Source organism: Mycobacterium sp. NGS69 (assembly GCF_059812165.1).
Window position 1 is genome coordinate 269,407 of record NZ_JCALCD010000003.1, and the last position, 16,605, is coordinate 286,011.

Below are 16,605 nucleotides of genomic sequence, written 5' to 3' on the forward strand. Positions count from 1 at the left end.
GCAAATACGTAACGGCATCGCGCGCCGCGAGACGCCGCACGGCCCCGTCGAGCTCTACTACGAGGATCTCGGCGACCCGGCCGCGCCGCCGGCGCTGCTCATCATGGGCCTGGGCGCCCAGCTGCCGATGTGGCCCGACGGCTTCTGCGCGCAGCTTCTCGACGCCGGCTACCGCGTCATCCGCTTCGACCACCGCGACACCGGGCTGTCGGCCAAGATGCACGGGCTGCGGGCGCCGGGCTCGGTATACCGACGCGTCGGGCGCTACCTGCTGGGCAGGCCCAGCCGGGTGCCCTACACCCTGATCGACATGACGGCGGACGTGGTGGCGTTGCTCGACCACCTGGGCGTCGCCCGGGCCCACGTGGTGGGCGCCTCGCTGGGCGGGATGATCGCGCAGATCCTGGCCGCCACCGAGCCGCACCGGGTGGCATCGCTGGGCATCATCATGTCGAGCACCGGCAAGCCGTTCGCGGCGCTGCCGGCCTGGCGCGTCATCCGGCTGGCCTTCGATTCGCCGGCCAAGGACGCCTCGCCGGAGGAGAAGCTGGCGGCCGAGGTGCGCAACGTCGCGGTGTTCAACGGCCCCAACTTCCTGCCGCCCCACGCCGAGCTGCGCGACCGGGTGCGCCGGCTTGCGGAGCGCGGCAGCTACCCGCCGGGCATGCTGCGCCAATTCGACGCCATGCTGGGCACCGGCAGCCTGCTCGGTTACAGCAAGGCGATCACCGCCCCGACCGTCGTGCTGCACGGCTCGGCGGACCCGATGGTGCGGCCGCGCAACGGGCGCGCCGTCGCCGCGGCCATCCCAAAGGCGCGATTCGTGGTGATCGACGGGATGGGACACGACCTCCCCAAACCGGTGTGGCGGCCGATCATCGAGGCCCTCACCGAGAACTTCGCGCTCACCGAAACGCGGTGAGCGCGCTCACAGGAATTGGGACTTGACACGCTCGATTTGGCAGACTGCTGAGATGACTACTACCAAACACCGCGAGGTGGCCAAGCTGGACCGGGTGCCGTTGCCGGTCGAAGCGGCCCGGGTAGCAGCCACCGGCTGGCAGGTCACCCGCGCCGCCGCGAGCATCGTCACCAAGCTGCCCGGCAAGGGGCCGTGGCAGCAGAAGGTGATCAAGCAGCTCCCCCAAACGTTCGCCGACCTGGGGCCCACCTACGTGAAGTTCGGGCAGATCATCGCGTCCAGCCCCGGCGCGTTCGGCGAGTCGCTGTCGCGCGAATTCCGCGGCCTGCTCGACCGGGTGCCGCCCGCCGACGCCAAAGAGGTGCACAAGCTGTTCGTCGAGGAGCTGGGCGCCGACCCCGCCGAGCTGTTCGCCGAGTGGGACGAGACGCCGTTCGCGTCGGCGTCCATCGCGCAGGTGCACTACGCCACCCTGCACAGCGGCGAGGACGTCGTCGTCAAGATCCAGCGGCCGGGCATCCGCCGCCGGGTCGCCGCCGACCTGCAGATCCTCAAGCGCTTCGCCCAGGCCGTCGAGCTGGCCAAGCTCGGCCGCCGGCTCTCGGCGCAGGACGTGGTCGCCGACTTCTCCGGCAACCTGGCCGAGGAGCTGAACTTCCGGCTCGAGGCCCAGTCGATGGAGGCGTGGGTATCGCACCTGCATGCCTCCCCGCTGGGCAAGAACATCCGGGTGCCGCAGGTGCACTGGGACTTCACCAGCGACCGGGTGCTGACCATGGAACGGGTGCACGGCATCCGCATCGACGACGTCGCCGCCATCCGCAAGGCCGGGTTCGACGGCACCGAGCTGGTCAAGGCGCTGCTGTTCTCCCTTTTCGAGGGCGGCCTGCGGCACGGGTTGTTCCACGGCGACCTGCACGCCGGCAACCTCTACGTCGACGACGCGGGCCGCATCGTGTTCTTCGACTTCGGCATCATGGGCCGCATCGACCCCCGCACCCGCTGGCTGCTGCGCGAGCTGGTGTACGCGCTGCTGGTCAAGAAGGACCACGCCTCGGCCGGCAAGATCGTGGTGCTGATGGGCGCCGTCGGCACCATGAAGCCCGAGGCCCAGGCCGCCAAGGACCTGGAGCGCTTCGCCACCCCGCTGACCATGCAGACGCTGGGCGACATGTCCTACGCCGACATCGGCCGGCAGCTGTCGACGCTGGCCGACGCCTACGACGTCAAGCTGCCCCGGGAGCTGGTGCTCATCGGCAAGCAGTTCCTCTACGTCGAGCGGTACATGAAGCTGCTCGCACCGAAGTGGCAGATGATGTCCGACCCGCAGCTGACGGGCTATTTCGCCAACTTCATGGTCGAGGTCGGCCGCGAGCATCAGACCGACGTGGAGGTCTAGGGGACCCCCAATGGAAATTCGCACCGGCGCCGCGATATCCGGCGACCTCAAGCTCTACTACGAGGACATGGGCGACGTCGACGACCCGCCCGTCCTGCTGATCATGGGCCTGGGTGCGCAGCTGCTGCTGTGGCGCACCGGGTTCTGCGAGAGGCTCGTCGCCCAGGGCCTGCGAGTCATCCGGTACGACAACCGCGACGTCGGCCTGTCCACCAAGACGCCCAAGGCGGGCTCCGGGCAGCGCCTGGTCCCGCGGCTGGCGCGGTTTTGGCTGGGGCTGCGCGCCGAGGCGGCCTACGCGCTGGAGGACCTGGCCGACGACGCGGCCGCCCTGCTGGACCACCTGGGCATCGAGCGCGCCCACATCGTCGGGGCGTCGATGGGCGGCATGATCGCGCAGGTCTTCGCGGCGCGGTTCGCCGAGCGGACCAAGAGCCTGGCGGTCATCTTCTCCAGCAACAATCGCCCGTTCCTGCCGCCGCCCGCCCCGCGCGCCCTGCTGGCCGTGCTCAAGGGTCCGCCGCCGGGTTCGCCGCTCGACGTGATCGTCGACAACGTCGTGCGCGTCACCAAGATCACCGGCAGCCCGCGCTACCGCGCGCCCGAGGAGCAGGTCCGCGCCGAGGCCGTCGAAGGCTACGAGCGCAGCTATTACCCATGGGGCGTCGCCCGGCACTTCAGCGCAATCATGGCCAGCGGCAGCCTGCTCGGCTACAACCGGCGCACGGTCGCACCGACGGTGGTCATCCACGGCCGCGCCGACAAGCTGATGCCGCCCTCCGGCGGCCGTGCCGTCGCGCGCGCCATCAACGGCGCTCGACTAGTCTTGTTTGACGGCATGGGCCACGACCTGCCTCAGCAACTGTGGGATCGGCTGATCAGCGTGCTTACTAGCAACTTCGCCGACGCCAGCTAGGGGCCGGGCCCGGGCGGTTTTCTTCAGTGCCATTGTGATTTCACGGGCACTCTAACCGCGTTGTACGGTTGGCATTAGGAGGGTGTCGAATAATGGCGAAGCTGAAACCGTATTACGAAGAGTCGCAGTCGACATACGACATTTCCGACGACTTCTTCGGCTTGTTCCTGGACCCGAACATGGTCTACACGTGCGCCTACTTCGAGCGCGACGACATGACGTTGGAAGAGGCACAACTCGCCAAGCTGGATCTGGCGCTGGACAAGCTGAACCTCGAACCGGGAATGACGCTGCTCGACGTCGGCTGCGGGTGGGGCGGGGCGGTGGTCCGCGCCGTCGAGAAGTACGACGTCAACGTCATCGGTATCACGTTGAGCCGAAATCACTACGAGCGCAGCAAAAACCGGCTGGCGGCGATCCCGACGACTCGGCACGCCGAGGCCCGGCTGCAAGGCTGGGAAGAATTCGACGAGAAGGTCGACCGCATCGTCACCTTCGAGGCGTTCGACGCCTTCAAAAAGGAACGCTGGCCCCTCTTCTTCGAGCGCGCCTACGAGATCCTTCCCGACGACGGCCGGATGCTGTTGCACAGCATATTCACCTATCCGCAGACGTACTGGCGCGAGCACGGCATCACGGTGACGATGAGTGACCTGCGATTCTTTCGCTTCCTGGGGACGGAAATCTTTCCCGGCGGCGGGATGTGCGGCGAGGCCGATATCGTCGACAATTCGGAGGCGGCCGGGTTCTCGGTGGAGAAGGTCCAATACCTGCAGGCGCACTATGCGCGGACGTTGGACATGTGGGCGGCCAATCTGCGCGGCAATCGCGAACGCGCGATCGCCCTCCAGTCCGAGGAGGTCTACGACCGCTACATGCGCTACCTGACGGGCTGCGCGAACCTCTTCCGCAAGGGCATCTCCAACGTCGCCCAGTACACCCTCGCGAAGTGACTGATCCGTGGCCAAGGACCTGACGCCGCACTTCGACGACGTGCAGGCGCATTACGACCTGTCCGACGACTTCTTCCGCCTGTTCCTCGACCCCACCCAGACGTACAGCTGCGCCTACTTCGAGCGCGACGACATGAATCTGGAAGAGGCGCAGATCGCCAAGATCGACCTGGCGCTGGGCAAGTTGGGCTTGCAGCCAGGCATGACGCTGCTCGATGTCGGCTGCGGCTGGGGCGCCACGATGCGCCGGGCGATCGACAAGTACGACGTGAACGTCGTGGGCCTGACGTTGTCGAAAAACCAAGCGGCCCACGTGCAGAAGTCGTTCGACGAAATGGAAGGCCCGCGTAGCAAGCGCGTGTTGCTCGCCGGCTGGGAACAGTTCGACGAGCCCGTCGACCGCATCGTCTCGATCGGCGCGTTCGAGCACTTCGGTCACGAGCGCTACGACGACTTCTTCGCGATGGCGCATCGCGTTTTGCCCGACGACGGCGTCATGATGCTGCACACGATCACCGGGCTGACGGGACCGCAGTGCGTCGAGCGTGGCATCCCGCTCACGTTCGAGATGGCCCGCTTCATCAAGTTCATCGTCACCGAGATCTTCCCCGGCGGGCGGCTGCCGTCGATCGAGATGGTGGGCGAGCGTTCGGCCCAGGCGGGGTTCACGCTGACCCGCCGGCAGTCACTCCAGCCGCATTACGCGAAGACTCTCGACATGTGGGCGCAGGCGCTGCAGGACCACCGCGACGAGGCCATCGCCATCCAGTCCGAAGAGGTCTACGAGCGGTACATGAAATACCTGACTGGCTGCGCGAACGCGTTCCGGGTCGGCTATATCGACGTCAATCAGTTCACTCTGGGGAAATAGCGGTGGCGCGCGTCACATTGGGACGAACCGTTCGATAAACCCTGTGGGCGCGCGACTTCAAAAGCGAAGGTTGGGGCCGGCCGCGTGTAGGGTTCCGGGGGACGGCATCGAGTCAGGAGCCGGTGCAGTCGGGAGGACATGATGCTCGAGAATCGGGTGGGGGCCACGCTCAAGCGGTCGAACCTCGACAATGTCCAGTCGCACTACGACCTGTCGAACGAATTCTTCGCCCTGTTCGTCGACCCGACCCGCACCTACAGCTGCGCGTATTTCCCGCGCGAGGGCATGACCCTGCACGACGCGCAGCTCGCCAAGCTCGACCTGTCCCTCGACAAGCTGGGGCTGCAGCCGGGGATGACCCTGCTCGACGTGGGCTGCGGCTGGGGCTCGGTGCTGAAGCGCGCTGTCGAGCGCTACGACGTCAACGTGATCGGGCTGACCCTGTCGAAGAACCAGCACGCGTACTGCCAGCAGCTGCTCGACGGGATCGACAGCAACCGCTCGCGACGGGTACTGCTGCGCGACTGGGCCGAGTTCGACGAGCCGGTGGACCGCATCGTCGTCATCGAGGCGTTGGAACACTTCGGTTTTCACCGCTACGACGATTTCTTCAAATTCACCTACAACGCCCTGCCCGACGACGGCGTCATGATGCTGCACTCGATCACCGGGCTGCACTTCAAGCAGGTGACCGCGCGCGGACTGCCGGTGACGATGGAGATGGCGAAGTTCATGAGGTTCATCGTCACCGACATCTTCCCGGGCGGCCGGCTGCCGACGATCGAGACCGTCGAGGAGCACTGCGCGAAGGTCGGTTTCCGGGTGACCGACCGCCAGTCGTTGCAACTGGACTTCGCCAAAACCCTGGACTTCTGGGCCGAGGCCCTCGAGGCGCGCAGGGACGAAGCCATCGCCATCCAGTCCGAAGAGGTCTACGAGATGTACATGAAGTACCTGACCGGGTGCGCCAGGGTGTTCCGCACCGGTTACGTCGACTGCAACCAGTTCACGTTGGAGAAGTGAGCTTCGGTATCGTGGCCCGTCAGTGATCTCGACGACGCACACGCCCCCGCGGTGTGAGGCAGTGAACTTCCAGGAGAGCAAGACGGAACATGGCTGATCAACCGACTGGCCCGACCAAGACGCGGACCCGCTCCGAGGACATCCAGGCCCACTACGACGTCTCGGACGACTTCTTCGCCCTGTTCCAGGACCCGACCCGGATCTACAGCTGCGCCTACTTCGAGCCGCCGGACCTCACGCTCGAAGAAGCCCAGATCGCCAAGGTCGACCTCAACCTGGACAAACTGGATCTCAAGCCCGGCATGACGCTGCTGGACATCGGCTGCGGGTGGGGCTCGACCATGAAGCGCGCCGTCGAGAAGTACGACGTCAACGTCATCGGCCTGACCCTGTCCAACAACCAGTACGCCCGCTGCGAGCAGGTGCTCGGCGAACTCGCCACCGACCGCTCCCGTGAGGTGCGCCTGCAGGGCTGGGAGGACTTCAACGATCCGGTCGATCGGATCGTGTCGATCGAGGCGTTCGAGCACTTCGGGCACGAAAACTACGACGACTTCTTCAAGCGGTGTTTCAACATCATGCCCGACGACGGCCGGATGACCATCCAGAGCAGCGTGAGTTATCACCCCTACAACATGGCCGCCCGCGGCAAGAAACTGACCTTCGAGACGGTGCGCTTCATCAAGTTCATCATCACCGAGATCTTCCCGGGCGGTCGCCTGCCGTCCACCGAAATGATGGTCGAACACGGCGAGAAGGCGGGCTTCACTGTCCCCGAACCACTTTCGCTACGGCCGCACTACATAAAGACGCTGCACATCTGGGGCGATGCGCTGGAGTCCAACAGGGAAAAGGCCATCGAGATCACCTCCGAAGAGAACTACGACCGGTACATGAAGTATCTGCGCGGCTGCGAACACTACTTCGCCGACGAGATGCTCGACTGCAGCCTGGTGACCTACCTCAAGCCGGGCGCCGTCAACTAAGTTTCCGCGGCGGGTGTCGGATTTCCGGCAGCGCCGTTCGTCGACTAGTTAGAGAGTGGAGCACGGGGCTTCGCTCACTACCGGAGGTGACGAACATGCAATATTTCGCCTTGTTGATCAGCAGGGAACAAGAGCGCACGCCCGACGATGCGGCCGCCGCGATGGCGGAATGGGAGAGTTTCCACGCCAAAGCCGGCCCCGCGATCAGGTCCGGAGACGCCCTGGCTCCCGCCGCCGCGGCGGCTGTCATCAGCGGCGGCCCGGACGCGCCGGTGGTCACCGACGGGCCCTTCGCCGAGGCCGCGGAGGTGGCTTGCGGCTACTACGTGTTCGAAGCGGAAAACCTCGACGAGGCGCTGGCGCTGGCGCGCGACGTCCCGCTCGCCAAGTTCGGGGCCGTGGAAGTGTGGCCCGCCGTCCACTCAATCGAGTTGTCCCGCAAGCTCACCGGCAACGACTGGCTCGCGCTGCTGCTGGAACCGCCCGCATCCGCACACACACCCGGCACACCGGAGTGGGAGGCGGTGGCGGCGAAGCACGCCGATTTGCACGCGGCCGCGGGCGATCACATCATCGGCGGCGCCGCATTGCACGACCGGTCCACGGCGACGACCGTGCGGGTGCGCGACGGCGAGGTCCTGATCACCGACGGGCCATATATCGAAGGCGCCGAAATCGCCACGGGCATCTACCTGATCGGCGCCGCGGATCGCGACGAAGCCGTCAAGCTCGCGTCGATGATCCCCGCCTCGACGGTGCAGTTGCGGCAGCTGGCCGGGATCTCCGCGCTGTAGATTCGCCGATGACAGGCCTGGACGGCGTCTTCCGCCGGGAGTGGGGTCCCGCCGTCGCCGCGCTCGCGCGGTGGTCCGGGGACCTCACGGTCGCGGAGGACGCCGTCCAGGAGGCCTGCGCGGAGGCGCTGCGCACCTGGTCCCGCGACGGCGTGCCGGACAGCCCCGGCGGCTGGCTGGTGACCGTCGCGCGCAACCGCGCCCGGGACCGGCTGCGCCGCGAATCCGCGCGTCCCGGAAAGGAATTGGCCGCCGTGGTTGACGAGATTCGGGCGCGCACCGATCACACCGACCCGCACCCCGTCGTCGACGACGAGCTGCGGATGATGTTCACCTGCGCGCACCCGGCGCTGGACCGGCAGTCACAGCTGGCGCTCACGCTGCGGTTGGTCTCCGGGTTGACCGTCGGCGAGATCGCCCGCGCGCTGCTGCAGACCGAGGCGGCCATCGGCCAGCGAATCACGCGCGCCAAGAACAAGGTTCGGCACGCCAACATCCCGCTGCGGGTGCCGCCCGCCGAGCTGCTGGCCGAGCGCACACCGCACGTGCTCGGTTGCATCTACTCGGTCTTCACCGAGGGCTATTGGTCGACCGGGGGCCCGTCGGCGATCCGCGACGAACTGTGCGACGAAGGCGTCCGGCTGGCGCAGGAGCTGTGCGGGCTGATGCCCCACGAGCTGGAGGCACACGCGTTGGCAGCCCTTGTGCTGCTGCACGATTCGCGACGCGCGACCCGGGTGGACGCCGACGGGATGCTGGTGCCGCTCGAGGAGCAGGACCGTCGCCGCTGGGACCGCGGCCGCATCGCCCGCGGGCTGGACCGGCTGCGGCGGGCCGAGGGATCGACGGGGCCGTACCTGCCGCAGGCGGTGATCGCCGCGCTGCACGCGACGGCGCCGTCGTGGGAGCAGACGGATTGGGTCACCATCTGCGCGGCCTACGACCGGCTGCTGTCGATGACGGACTCCCCGGTCGCGCGCGCCAACCGCGCGCTGGCGGTCGGTTTCCGCGACGGCCCCGAAGCGGGCCTGGCCGCCCTGGACAGGGCGGCGGAAGACCCGCGGCTGGGCCGCTCGAATCTGGTCGCGACGGTGCGGGCCGACCTGCTCCGGCGCGCGGGCCGAACCGCGGAGGCCGTGACGTGGTACCGAAAGGCGTTGCAGTCCAACGGCTCCGAGCCAGGCCGCGAGTTCCTGCGGCGGCGCATCGCCGAGTGCGGCGGCTAGGCCTCCGCGAAGTTGCGGGTGACGGCCGGGTCCACCGGAATGCCCGGGCCCGTGGTCGTCGACACCGTGATCTTCTTCAGGTAGCGACCCTTCGACGACGACGGCTTGAGCCGCAAGACCTCGTCGATGGCGGCGCCGTAGTTCTCCGCCAGGCTCTTCTCGTCGAACGAGGCCTTGCCGATGACAAAGTGCAGGTTGGCCTGCTTGTCCACGCGGAAGTTGATCTTGCCGCCCTTGATGTCGGACACGGCCTTGGCGACGTCGGGGGTGACGGTGCCGGTCTTGGGGTTCGGCATCAGGCCGCGCGGACCCAGGATCCGGGCGATGCGCCCCACCTTGGCCATCTGGTCGGGGGTGGCGATCGCGGCGTCGAAGTCCAGGAACCCGCCCTGGATCTTCTCGATCAGGTCGTCGCTGCCGACGATGTCCGCGCCGGCGGCCTGCGCCTGCTCGGCCTTGTCGCCGACGGCGAAGACCGCGACCCGGGCCGTCTTACCGGTGCCGTGCGGCAGGTTGACGGTGCCGCGGACCATCTGGTCGGCCTTGCGCGGGTCGACGCCGAGCCGGATCGCCACCTCGACGGTCGCGTCCTGCTTGGCCGACGACGTTTCCTTGGCGAGCTTGGCCGCCTCGAGCGGGGTGTAGAGGTTGTCGCGGTCGATCTTCTCGGACGCGGCGCGGTATGCCTTGCTGTTCTTGCTCATTGATTCATCCAATCTGGTGTTGGGTCGTGGTTACGCGGGCCGAAGCTGGCCCTCCCACGGCTTGCGTTGCTACTCGACGGTGATCCCCATCGACCGGGCGGTACCGGCGATGATCTTGGCGGCGGCGTCGATGTCGTTGGCGTTGAGGTCCGCCTTCTTGGTCTCGGCGATCTCTTTGACCTGATCCCAGCTGACCTTGGCGACCTTGGTCTTGTGCGGCTCCGCGGAGCCCTTGCCCACACCGGCGGCCTTGAGCAGCAGCTTGGCGGCCGGCGGCGTCTTGAGCGCGAAGGTGAAGCTGCGGTCCTCGTAGACCGTGATCTCCACCGGGATGACGTTGCCGCGCTGGTTTTCCGTCGCGGCGTTGTACGCCTTGCAGAACTCCATGATGTTGACGCCGTGCTGGCCGAGCGCGGGCCCGACGGGCGGGGCGGGGTTGGCCTGCCCGGCCTGGATCTGCAGCTTGATCAGCCCAACGACTTTCTTCTTCGGGGCCATGAGTTGTTGTTCGTTCCTTCCTTGCTAAATCTTCGAGACTTGGCTGAACGTCAGCTCGACGGGGGTTTCGCGGCCAAAGATCGACACCAGCACCTTGAGCTTCTGCTGTTCGCCGTTGACCTCGCTGATGGTGGCCGGCAGCGTCGCGAACGGTCCGTCCATGACCGTCACCGATTCGCCGACCTCGTAGTCGACCTCGACGGTCGGGCGCTCCAGGCCGCCGGCCTCCGCGACGGTGGCGGTGCTGGCGGCGCCCTTGGCGGCCTTCTTCGCCGCCCCGCGCGGCAGCAGGAACTTCACCACGTCGTCGAGCGCCAGGGCCGACGGGCGCGAAGTCGCGCCGACGAACCCGGTGACGCCCGGGGTGTTGCGCACCGCGGCCCACGAGTCGTCGGTCAAGTCCATGCGCACCAGGATGTAGCCCGGCAGCACCTTGCGGTTGACCTGCTTGCGCTGGCCGTTCTTGATCTCGGTGACCTCTTCGGTGGGCACCTCGACCTGGAAGATGTAGTCGCCGACGTCCAGGTTCTGCACGCGGGTTTCCAGGTTGGCTTTCACCTTGTTCTCATATCCCGCGTACGAGTGGATGACGTACCAGTCGCCGGGCTTGCTGCGCAGATCCGCCTTGAGCGCGGCGGCGGGGTCCTCCTCGACCTCCTCGGTCGGCTCGGCCTGAGCCTCGTCGCTTGGGGTCTCGGTGGCCTCGCTGGTCTCGGCGGCCTCGGTGGTCTCGGCGACGTCTTGCACGTCGACCGCTTCGCCCGCGGACGTGTCACCGTCGAAGGTAGTCACGGTTCTCAGTCCTTCCTGTAACTCTCAAAGCTCAGCCGAACACCAGCAGCACCAGCTTGGCCAGGCCGAAATCGGCCAGGCCGACCAGCGCGACCATGAAGGCGAGGAACGCCAGCACCACGGAGGTGTAGGTGAGCATCTGCCGGCGGTTGGGCCAGATCACCTTCCGCATCTCCGCAACGACCTGCTTGAGGTAGTTGTAGACGAACGCGAACGGATTGACCGAACGACCGGCGGGCTTCTTCTTGGGGGCCTTGGCCGTCCGGCCCTTCTTGGCCTTGCCCCCCTTGGCGACCTCGACCTCGTCGGCCGACTCCGCGTCGACCGACGAACTCGCGTCGTCGGCCACGCGCTGCCGCGTCCGCTTGCCGGTGGGCCGCGCGGGCTTGGTCACCACGGCCGTCCGACCGCCGCTGTCGCGGCTTTCCTCAGTCTCGCCGCCGTCGCGTGCGGCGTCGTTGGCTGCGTCGCCCTCGTCGCTCACCGCATGCTCCTTTGTTTGCTAGTTTCCCGCGAGCCGTCCCGATCGTGGGGCACTTCTTCCAGTGTCCACCATCGCACGGCGGTCGCCGTCAGCAGGGGCGACAGGACTTGAACCTGCAACCTGCGGTTTTGGAGACCGCTGCTCTGCCAGTTGAGCTACGCCCCTTCGCGGTTGGCAGGCCAACCTGCGCTTACCTGCCGGGGCTTACATGACACGCGCGCTCCCCGATTACTCGAATCCCGGAAAGCGCGCTGATGCTGGGAAAACCCCGACGATCGAGTGTACTCGATACCCCTTAAGCGCAGGAAATCCGGCGCAAACTACGACGTTCTGACGACCTGGCCGGATTCCTTGTCCCATCTGAGCTGGATGGAGTCGTCACCCTCGTGTCCCATCAGAGTGGTGTAGGCGACCAGGACCACCTCGCCGTCCTGATTGGTGCAGGTGTTCTCGGTGACGACGATGTCGGCACCGAAGCGCTCATTCACCGATCGGATGTCCATCCGGCCGTAGAGCCGGTCGCCGACAAATATCGGTTTGTGGTAAACGAACCTCTGATCGACCTGGACGATCTGCATGGTCTCCATGCCGACGTCGACATTCCGGAAAAAGTCATCCTGGATGATCTTCGCGAAGATCGACACAAAAGTCAGCGGCGCCATGATGGCGTCGTAGCCCAGTTCGGCGGCCGCTTTCTCGTCGAAGCATGCCGGATCGTCGCACTTGATCGCCCGTGCGAATCCGCGAACTTGCTCACGGCCAACTTCGAAATAGTCCGGGTACTTCCAACTCATTCCGCGTACGTCGGTTTTGAGCGCCATGTCTTATGCCAGGTTCGCCGACGCGACGGCCCGGCCGAAGATCTTCTTGCCGCCGGTGGTGGCGGTGAGGGCGATCGTCACCGACTTGGTCTCCGGGTCGACCGACTTCACTCGGCCGTTGAAGACCAGCTCGGCGCCCTTGCCATCGTTGGGGACCGGCACCACAGCGGTGAACCGCACGTTGTACTCGGTGACCGCACCCGGGTCACCGACCCACGAGGTGACGTAGCCGCCGCCCAGCCCCATGGTCAGCATGCCGTGGGCGATCGCGGTGTCCAGCCCGACGACCTTGGCGATCTCGTCGTCCCAGTGGATCGGGTTGAGATCGCCGGAGACACCCGCGTAGTTCACCAGGTCCTGACGGGTCAGCGGGTAGGTCTTCTCCGGCAGCTTGTCGCCCACCTTGACCGAACCGAACTCACGCAGTGGCATCAGAAAATCCCTTTTCTCCATCCTCACCGGCACGGCCCGCCAGGGTCGTGTAGGTCTCCTGCACAATGTCACCGGCTTCGTCGGTGATGATGTTCTTGGTCACGATGATCTGGGTGCCGTGCGCCTCGCGCATCGAGTCCAGCCACACGTCGCAGTACAGCTTGTCGCCGGCGACGATCGGCTTGGCGAACTTGAGCACCTGGTCGACCTGGACGATCTGCGCATCCTCGACCGCGATGTTGGCGTACTGAAAGAACGCCGACTGGGCCTGGTAACCGAACACGCAGATGAACGTCAGCGGGGCCACCAGGGCCTTGTAGCCGAGTTCGGCCGCCGCGTCCTCCTCGCGAAACATCGAATCGTCGTTTTGCACCGCCACCGCGTATTCGCGGATCTTCTCCCGCTCCACCACATAGTGGTCGGGATAGCGGAAGTGCATCCCGACGAGATTTGGACTCAAAGACACAGGTCTAGAACCTACCTAGTCAATCTCGATAGATGTTGCGGCCCTACCGTGTCTCGCGGTGGGGCTGGTGCTTTCCGCAATTGGGGCAGAACTTCTTCAGCTCCATGCGGTCGGGGTCGTTGCGGCGGTTCTTCTTGGTGATGTAGTTGCGGTGCTTGCACACCTCGCATGCCAAGGTGATCTTGGGCCGCACATCGGTACTGGAAGCCATGTCCGTTCTCTCTCAAATCTCTCTCAAGTCGCGCTTTTGCCTTGTAGCGATGGCCGGACTCGAACCGGCGACCTAACGATTATGAGTCGTTCGCTCTAACCGACTGAGCTACATCGCCTCGGGGCCACCCCGGTTGGGGTGTGGGCCGCCTGCCTGCTCGGCGTCCGCCGAGCCCCCTAACGGAATCGAACCGTTGACCTTTTCCTTACCATGGAAACGCTCTACCGACTGAGCTAAGGGGGCCGTTCACCCAAGCGACAGTCCTGCCGCGGGGCCTAAAAGAGGGTACAGCCTGGCGCGCAACGTCACCAAACCACCGACGTGGCCGTGGGCGGCTCCTCAACTGGTCGCGTCGCGATGGGGTTGCCACGCGCTGAGATCGCTGAACTCGTCGTACTCCTGGTCGCCCTGGTCCGCCGCGTCCGACTCGCTGAGCAGGGTCCGCAACGCGAGATGGACGGCCTCGCGCGTGTCGGCCAGATGGAACCGACGTATCGCCTCTTGGACCAGATCGTCGTCGACTTCGATCTCGACCGTCTTCTTCATGGGCCAACAATACCCACTCGGCGTGGGCTGAACCGAGCGGCGAGCCGCGGCCAGGCCCTAGTCTGGTCGGGTGCCAGAGGACCGGCTGTACTTCCGCCAACTGCTCTCGGGTCGCGATTTCGCCGCCGGTGACATGTTCGCGACGCAGATGCGCAACTTCGCCTACCTGATCGGGGACCGTCAGACCGGGGACTGCCTGGTGGTCGACCCCGCGTATGCGGCCGGCGACCTGCTCGACACGCTCGAGGCCGACGGCATGCACCTGTCCGGCGTGCTGGTGACCCACCATCACCCCGACCACGTGGGCGGCTCAATGATGGGCTTCCAAATGGAGGGCCTGGCCGAGCTGCTGGAGCGGGCGGCCGTTCCGGTGCACGTGAATACCCATGAAGCCCTTTGGGTTTCGCGGGTGACCGGGATCGGCCTCGACGACCTCACCACCCACGAGGGCCACGACAAGGTCAGCATCGGCGATATCGAAATCGAGCTGCTGCACACCCCGGGGCACACTCCCGGCAGCCAGTGCTTCCTGCTCGGGGACCGCCTGGTCGCCGGCGACACGCTGTTCCTGGACGGCTGCGGGCGCACCGACTTCCCCGGCGGCGACTCCGACGAGATGTATCGCAGTCTGCAGCGGCTCGCCACGCTGCCGGGCGACCCGACAGTGTTTCCGGGACACTGGTATTCGGCCGAGCCGAGCGCATCGCTGTCGGAGGTCAGGCGCTCCAACTATGTGTACCGCGCCGCCGATCTTGATCAGTGGCGAATGTTGATGGGTGGCTAATTGAGTGGGCCATATTTCGATGCACTGATTGCCGGTCGGCAATATCGGCCGAATACCTCTACGATCGGTCCAGCGAAATTTCCCGCCGAAGATCACTGTGATATAAGCGGAGGGTGGATTCAATGGGGTGGATCCAGGGCGGCTGGCACGGGGTGACAAATATGGGGTCCAGCACCTGGTTGGCGTGGGCGGCGTGGGCTGCCATCTTGCTGGGTGTCGTCGCGCTGATCTTCACAAATCGCCAGCTCAGACTGAACCGGCGGGTGGCCGCGGAACGGACCCGGCCCCACGTCGCGATGTTCATGGAGCCGCATCCCGCCGACTGGCACGTGATCGAACTCGTCGTCCGGAATTTCGGCCAGACGGCGGCCTATGACATCCGTTTTTCATTTCCGAATCCGCCGACGGTGGCCGAATACGAAAATGCCGCCGACGGCTATGCCGACGTCGTACAACTGCAGCTTCCACGCGAGTTGCCGGTGCTGGCCCCCGGCCAGGAATGGCGGATGGTGTGGGACTCGGCGCTCGACCGCGCCGAAATCGGGACCGGCATCGAATCTCGCTTCACCGGGACCGTGACCTATTACGACCGCCTCGACAAGCCGCGTGGTTGGCGATTCTGGCAGGGCGAGCGGCCCGTCCTGCAGACGAACGTGGTGCTGGACTGGGATGCGCTGCCGCCGGTTCAGCGCATCGAGTTGATGACGACCCACGACCTGGCGAAACGGGAAAAGCAGAAGCTGGAGCTGCTGCGCGGCCTGCTCACCTACTTCCACTACGCGAGCAAGGAAACCCGCCCGGAGGTGTTCCGCAGCGAGATCGAGCGGATCAACGGCGCCGTGCAGGAGACCCAGGAGCGGTGGCGCACCCGGCTGCTCGACGAGCCCACCGACGTCAGCCTGCGCTGGGGGAACGCCGAAGCCGACCTGGCCAAACACCGCAGCCAGCACGTCTGACGAGGATCGAAGGAGCAACCATGAGCGGCCCGGTCCTCTACAGCCTGAAGGACTCCATCGCGGTCATCAGGATGGACGACGGCAAGGTCAACGCGCTGGGCCCGACCATGCAGCAGGCGCTGGGCGAGGCGATCGACCGGGCCGAGAGCGACAACGCCGGGGCGCTGGTGATCACCGGCAACGAGCGGGTGTTCAGCGGCGGCTTCGACCTGAAGATCCTGACCTCGGGCCAGGCGCAGCCCGCGATCGACATGCTGCGGGGCGGCTTCGAGCTGGCGTATCGGCTGTTGTCCTACCCCAAGCCGGTGGTGATGGCCTGCACCGGCCATGCGATCGCGATGGGCGCGTTCCTGTTGTCCTCCGGCGACCACCGGGTGGCCGCGCACGCCTACAACATCCAGGCCAACGAGGTGGCGATCGGCATGGTCATCCCGCACGCGGCGCTGGAGATCATGAAGCTGCGGCTGACGCAGTCCGCCTACCAACAGGCCGCGGGGCTGGCCAAGACGTTCTTCGGCGAAACCGCCCTCGCGGCGGGCTTTGTCGACGAAATCGTGCTGCCCGAGATGGTGGTCAGCCGCGCCGAGGAGGCCGCGCGCGAATTCGCCGGCCTACACCAGCACGCCCACGCCGCAACCAAATTGCGCGCCCGCGCCGACGCACTGGCGGCGATCCGCGCCGGAATCGACGGGATAGAGGCCGAGTTCGGGCTCTGAGACGCCGCATGCGCTTGAACTGACAATGCGAACGCGGTGGCAGGTAAAGACCTGGCCACCGCGTTGCTCGCCTCCTCGCGGCCAGTGTGGCACGGATGCCACCGG

At 66.2% G+C, this 16,605-nt stretch carries 21 protein-coding genes and 3 tRNA genes; 12 read left to right on the top strand and 12 right to left on the bottom strand.

The genetic code is table 11. The features are described 5' to 3' along the window. Window positions 1–4: 4 nt before the first annotated feature. The 9 genes from AC5Y2S_RS10555 (at window position 5) to AC5Y2S_RS10595 (ending at window position 9,090) form a co-directional block, all read left to right on the top strand. Window positions 5–922 (top strand): alpha/beta fold hydrolase, encoded by a 918-nt coding sequence (locus tag AC5Y2S_RS10555; protein WP_499956516.1) that lies wholly within the window; start codon window positions 5–7, stop codon window positions 920–922. 52 nt (window positions 923–974) lie between these two features. Beyond that, window positions 975–2,321, top strand: coding sequence for an ABC1 kinase family protein (locus tag AC5Y2S_RS10560; RefSeq protein WP_499956084.1), 1,347 nt, complete (start codon window positions 975–977; stop codon window positions 2,319–2,321). A gap of 10 nt (window positions 2,322–2,331) precedes the next feature. Next, entirely contained in the window at window positions 2,332–3,237 is a 906-nt protein-coding gene (locus tag AC5Y2S_RS10565) for an alpha/beta fold hydrolase (protein WP_499956086.1), read from the top strand. A gap of 92 nt (window positions 3,238–3,329) precedes the next feature. Continuing rightward, the gene (locus AC5Y2S_RS10570; protein ID WP_499901751.1) at window positions 3,330–4,190 is read left to right on the top strand and encodes a cyclopropane mycolic acid synthase family methyltransferase; all 861 of its coding nucleotides are present in this window, start codon (window positions 3,330–3,332) and stop codon (window positions 4,188–4,190) included. A 7-nt stretch (window positions 4,191–4,197) separates the two neighbouring features. After that, window positions 4,198–5,061: a cyclopropane mycolic acid synthase MmaA2 gene (mmaA2, locus tag AC5Y2S_RS10575; protein ID WP_499956088.1), complete on the top strand. Its 864-nt coding sequence runs from the start codon at window positions 4,198–4,200 to the stop codon at window positions 5,059–5,061. Between the two features lie 141 nt (window positions 5,062–5,202). Continuing rightward, on the top strand, window positions 5,203–6,084 hold the full coding sequence (locus tag AC5Y2S_RS10580) for a cyclopropane mycolic acid synthase family methyltransferase (protein ID WP_499956090.1): 882 nt from the start codon (window positions 5,203–5,205) through the stop codon (window positions 6,082–6,084). 89 nt (window positions 6,085–6,173) lie between these two features. Further along, complete coding sequence (mmaA4, locus tag AC5Y2S_RS10585; protein ID WP_499956091.1) at window positions 6,174–7,070, top strand: hydroxymycolate synthase MmaA4; 897 nt, start codon at window positions 6,174–6,176, stop codon at window positions 7,068–7,070. Between the two features lie 95 nt (window positions 7,071–7,165). Next, window positions 7,166–7,864, top strand: coding sequence for a YciI family protein (locus AC5Y2S_RS10590; protein ID WP_499956093.1), 699 nt, complete (start codon window positions 7,166–7,168; stop codon window positions 7,862–7,864). 8 nt (window positions 7,865–7,872) lie between these two features. Further along, on the top strand, window positions 7,873–9,090 hold the full coding sequence (locus tag AC5Y2S_RS10595) for an RNA polymerase sigma factor (RefSeq protein ID WP_499956094.1): 1,218 nt from the start codon (window positions 7,873–7,875) through the stop codon (window positions 9,088–9,090). Here AC5Y2S_RS10595 and rplA read toward each other — a convergent pair. The 12 genes from rplA to AC5Y2S_RS10655 form a co-directional block, all read right to left on the bottom strand. Next, window positions 9,087–9,794, bottom strand: a complete 708-nt coding sequence (gene rplA, locus AC5Y2S_RS10600; RefSeq protein WP_499956095.1) for a 50S ribosomal protein L1 — start codon at window positions 9,792–9,794, stop codon at window positions 9,087–9,089. The two genes, AC5Y2S_RS10595 and rplA, sit on opposite strands and share 4 nt — an antisense overlap. 69 nt (window positions 9,795–9,863) lie before the next feature. Then, window positions 9,864–10,292 carry a 50S ribosomal protein L11 gene (gene rplK / locus AC5Y2S_RS10605; protein ID WP_066907205.1) on the bottom strand — a complete coding sequence of 143 codons (429 nt, stop codon included), beginning with the start codon at window positions 10,290–10,292 and terminating at the stop codon, window positions 9,864–9,866. 24 nt (window positions 10,293–10,316) lie between these two features. Continuing rightward, complete coding sequence (gene nusG / locus AC5Y2S_RS10610) at window positions 10,317–11,084, bottom strand: transcription termination/antitermination protein NusG (protein ID WP_499956096.1); 768 nt, start codon at window positions 11,082–11,084, stop codon at window positions 10,317–10,319. Between the two features lie 31 nt (window positions 11,085–11,115). Then, window positions 11,116–11,568: a preprotein translocase subunit SecE gene (secE, locus tag AC5Y2S_RS10615; RefSeq protein WP_499956098.1), complete on the bottom strand. Its 453-nt coding sequence runs from the start codon at window positions 11,566–11,568 to the stop codon at window positions 11,116–11,118. 92 nt (window positions 11,569–11,660) lie between these two features. After that, a tRNA-Trp gene (locus tag AC5Y2S_RS10620) sits at window positions 11,661–11,733 on the bottom strand. A 155-nt stretch (window positions 11,734–11,888) separates the two neighbouring features. Further along, the gene (gene hadC / locus AC5Y2S_RS10625) at window positions 11,889–12,389 is read right to left on the bottom strand and encodes a (3R)-hydroxyacyl-ACP dehydratase subunit HadC (protein ID WP_499956099.1); all 501 of its coding nucleotides are present in this window, start codon (window positions 12,387–12,389) and stop codon (window positions 11,889–11,891) included. A 3-nt stretch (window positions 12,390–12,392) separates the two neighbouring features. Next, entirely contained in the window at window positions 12,393–12,821 is a 429-nt protein-coding gene (gene hadB, locus AC5Y2S_RS10630; protein ID WP_499956100.1) for a (3R)-hydroxyacyl-ACP dehydratase subunit HadB, read from the bottom strand. Further along, window positions 12,808–13,260, bottom strand: coding sequence for a (3R)-hydroxyacyl-ACP dehydratase subunit HadA (gene hadA, locus AC5Y2S_RS10635; protein ID WP_499956517.1), 453 nt, complete (start codon window positions 13,258–13,260; stop codon window positions 12,808–12,810). Before hadA ends, hadB begins: the two co-directional genes overlap by 14 nt. A gap of 70 nt (window positions 13,261–13,330) precedes the next feature. Continuing rightward, window positions 13,331–13,498, bottom strand: coding sequence for a 50S ribosomal protein L33 (rpmG, locus tag AC5Y2S_RS10640; RefSeq protein WP_066907182.1), 168 nt, complete (start codon window positions 13,496–13,498; stop codon window positions 13,331–13,333). A gap of 44 nt (window positions 13,499–13,542) precedes the next feature. Then, window positions 13,543–13,616, bottom strand: a tRNA-Met gene (locus AC5Y2S_RS10645). Window positions 13,617–13,668: 52 nt separating this feature from the next. Then, a tRNA-Thr gene (locus AC5Y2S_RS10650) sits at window positions 13,669–13,741 on the bottom strand. Window positions 13,742–13,837: 96 nt separating this feature from the next. After that, window positions 13,838–14,044: a type II toxin-antitoxin system VapB family antitoxin gene (locus AC5Y2S_RS10655; RefSeq protein ID WP_499956101.1), complete on the bottom strand. Its 207-nt coding sequence runs from the start codon at window positions 14,042–14,044 to the stop codon at window positions 13,838–13,840. Between the two features lie 70 nt (window positions 14,045–14,114). Here AC5Y2S_RS10655 and AC5Y2S_RS10660 point away from each other — a divergent pair, with 70 nt between their 5' ends. The 3 genes from AC5Y2S_RS10660 to AC5Y2S_RS10670 all read left to right on the top strand — a co-directional run bounded on the left by AC5Y2S_RS10660 (window position 14,115) and on the right by AC5Y2S_RS10670 (window position 16,500). After that, the gene (locus AC5Y2S_RS10660) at window positions 14,115–14,828 is read left to right on the top strand and encodes an MBL fold metallo-hydrolase (RefSeq protein WP_499956102.1); all 714 of its coding nucleotides are present in this window, start codon (window positions 14,115–14,117) and stop codon (window positions 14,826–14,828) included. A 122-nt stretch (window positions 14,829–14,950) separates the two neighbouring features. Continuing rightward, a complete protein-coding gene (locus AC5Y2S_RS10665) occupies window positions 14,951–15,784 on the top strand; it encodes a DUF8453 domain-containing protein (RefSeq protein ID WP_499956104.1) in 834 nt (277 codons plus the stop codon). Window positions 15,785–15,804: 20 nt separating this feature from the next. Further along, window positions 15,805–16,500, top strand: coding sequence for a crotonase/enoyl-CoA hydratase family protein (locus AC5Y2S_RS10670; protein ID WP_499956105.1), 696 nt, complete (start codon window positions 15,805–15,807; stop codon window positions 16,498–16,500). Window positions 16,501–16,605: the final 105 nt, after the last annotated feature.

Excerpts from the sequence above, each read along its gene's own strand:
- AC5Y2S_RS10560 (WP_499956084.1), top strand. The coding sequence starts at position 975 with ATGACTACTACCAAACACCGCGAGGTGGCCAAGCTGGACCGGGTGCCG.
- AC5Y2S_RS10565 (WP_499956086.1), top strand. The coding sequence starts at position 2,332 with ATGGAAATTCGCACCGGCGCCGCGATATCCGGCGACCTCAAGCTCTAC.
- AC5Y2S_RS10570 (WP_499901751.1), top strand. The coding sequence starts at position 3,330 with ATGGCGAAGCTGAAACCGTATTACGAAGAGTCGCAGTCGACATACGAC.
- AC5Y2S_RS10580 (WP_499956090.1), top strand. The coding sequence starts at position 5,203 with ATGCTCGAGAATCGGGTGGGGGCCACGCTCAAGCGGTCGAACCTCGAC.
- mmaA4 (WP_499956091.1), top strand. The coding sequence starts at position 6,174 with ATGGCTGATCAACCGACTGGCCCGACCAAGACGCGGACCCGCTCCGAG.
- AC5Y2S_RS10590 (WP_499956093.1), top strand. The coding sequence starts at position 7,166 with ATGCAATATTTCGCCTTGTTGATCAGCAGGGAACAAGAGCGCACGCCC.
- AC5Y2S_RS10595 (WP_499956094.1), top strand. The coding sequence starts at position 7,873 with ATGACAGGCCTGGACGGCGTCTTCCGCCGGGAGTGGGGTCCCGCCGTC.
- rplA (WP_499956095.1), bottom strand. The coding sequence starts at position 9,794 with ATGAGCAAGAACAGCAAGGCATACCGCGCCGCGTCCGAGAAGATCGAC.
- rplK (WP_066907205.1), bottom strand. The coding sequence starts at position 10,292 with ATGGCCCCGAAGAAGAAAGTCGTTGGGCTGATCAAGCTGCAGATCCAG.
- hadC (WP_499956099.1), bottom strand. The coding sequence starts at position 12,389 with ATGGCGCTCAAAACCGACGTACGCGGAATGAGTTGGAAGTACCCGGAC.
- hadB (WP_499956100.1), bottom strand. The coding sequence starts at position 12,821 with ATGCCACTGCGTGAGTTCGGTTCGGTCAAGGTGGGCGACAAGCTGCCG.
- hadA (WP_499956517.1), bottom strand. The coding sequence starts at position 13,260 with ATGCACTTCCGCTATCCCGACCACTATGTGGTGGAGCGGGAGAAGATC.
- rpmG (WP_066907182.1), bottom strand. The coding sequence starts at position 13,498 with ATGGCTTCCAGTACCGATGTGCGGCCCAAGATCACCTTGGCATGCGAG.
- AC5Y2S_RS10655 (WP_499956101.1), bottom strand. The coding sequence starts at position 14,044 with ATGAAGAAGACGGTCGAGATCGAAGTCGACGACGATCTGGTCCAAGAG.
- AC5Y2S_RS10665 (WP_499956104.1), top strand. The coding sequence starts at position 14,951 with ATGGGGTGGATCCAGGGCGGCTGGCACGGGGTGACAAATATGGGGTCC.
- AC5Y2S_RS10670 (WP_499956105.1), top strand. The coding sequence starts at position 15,805 with ATGAGCGGCCCGGTCCTCTACAGCCTGAAGGACTCCATCGCGGTCATC.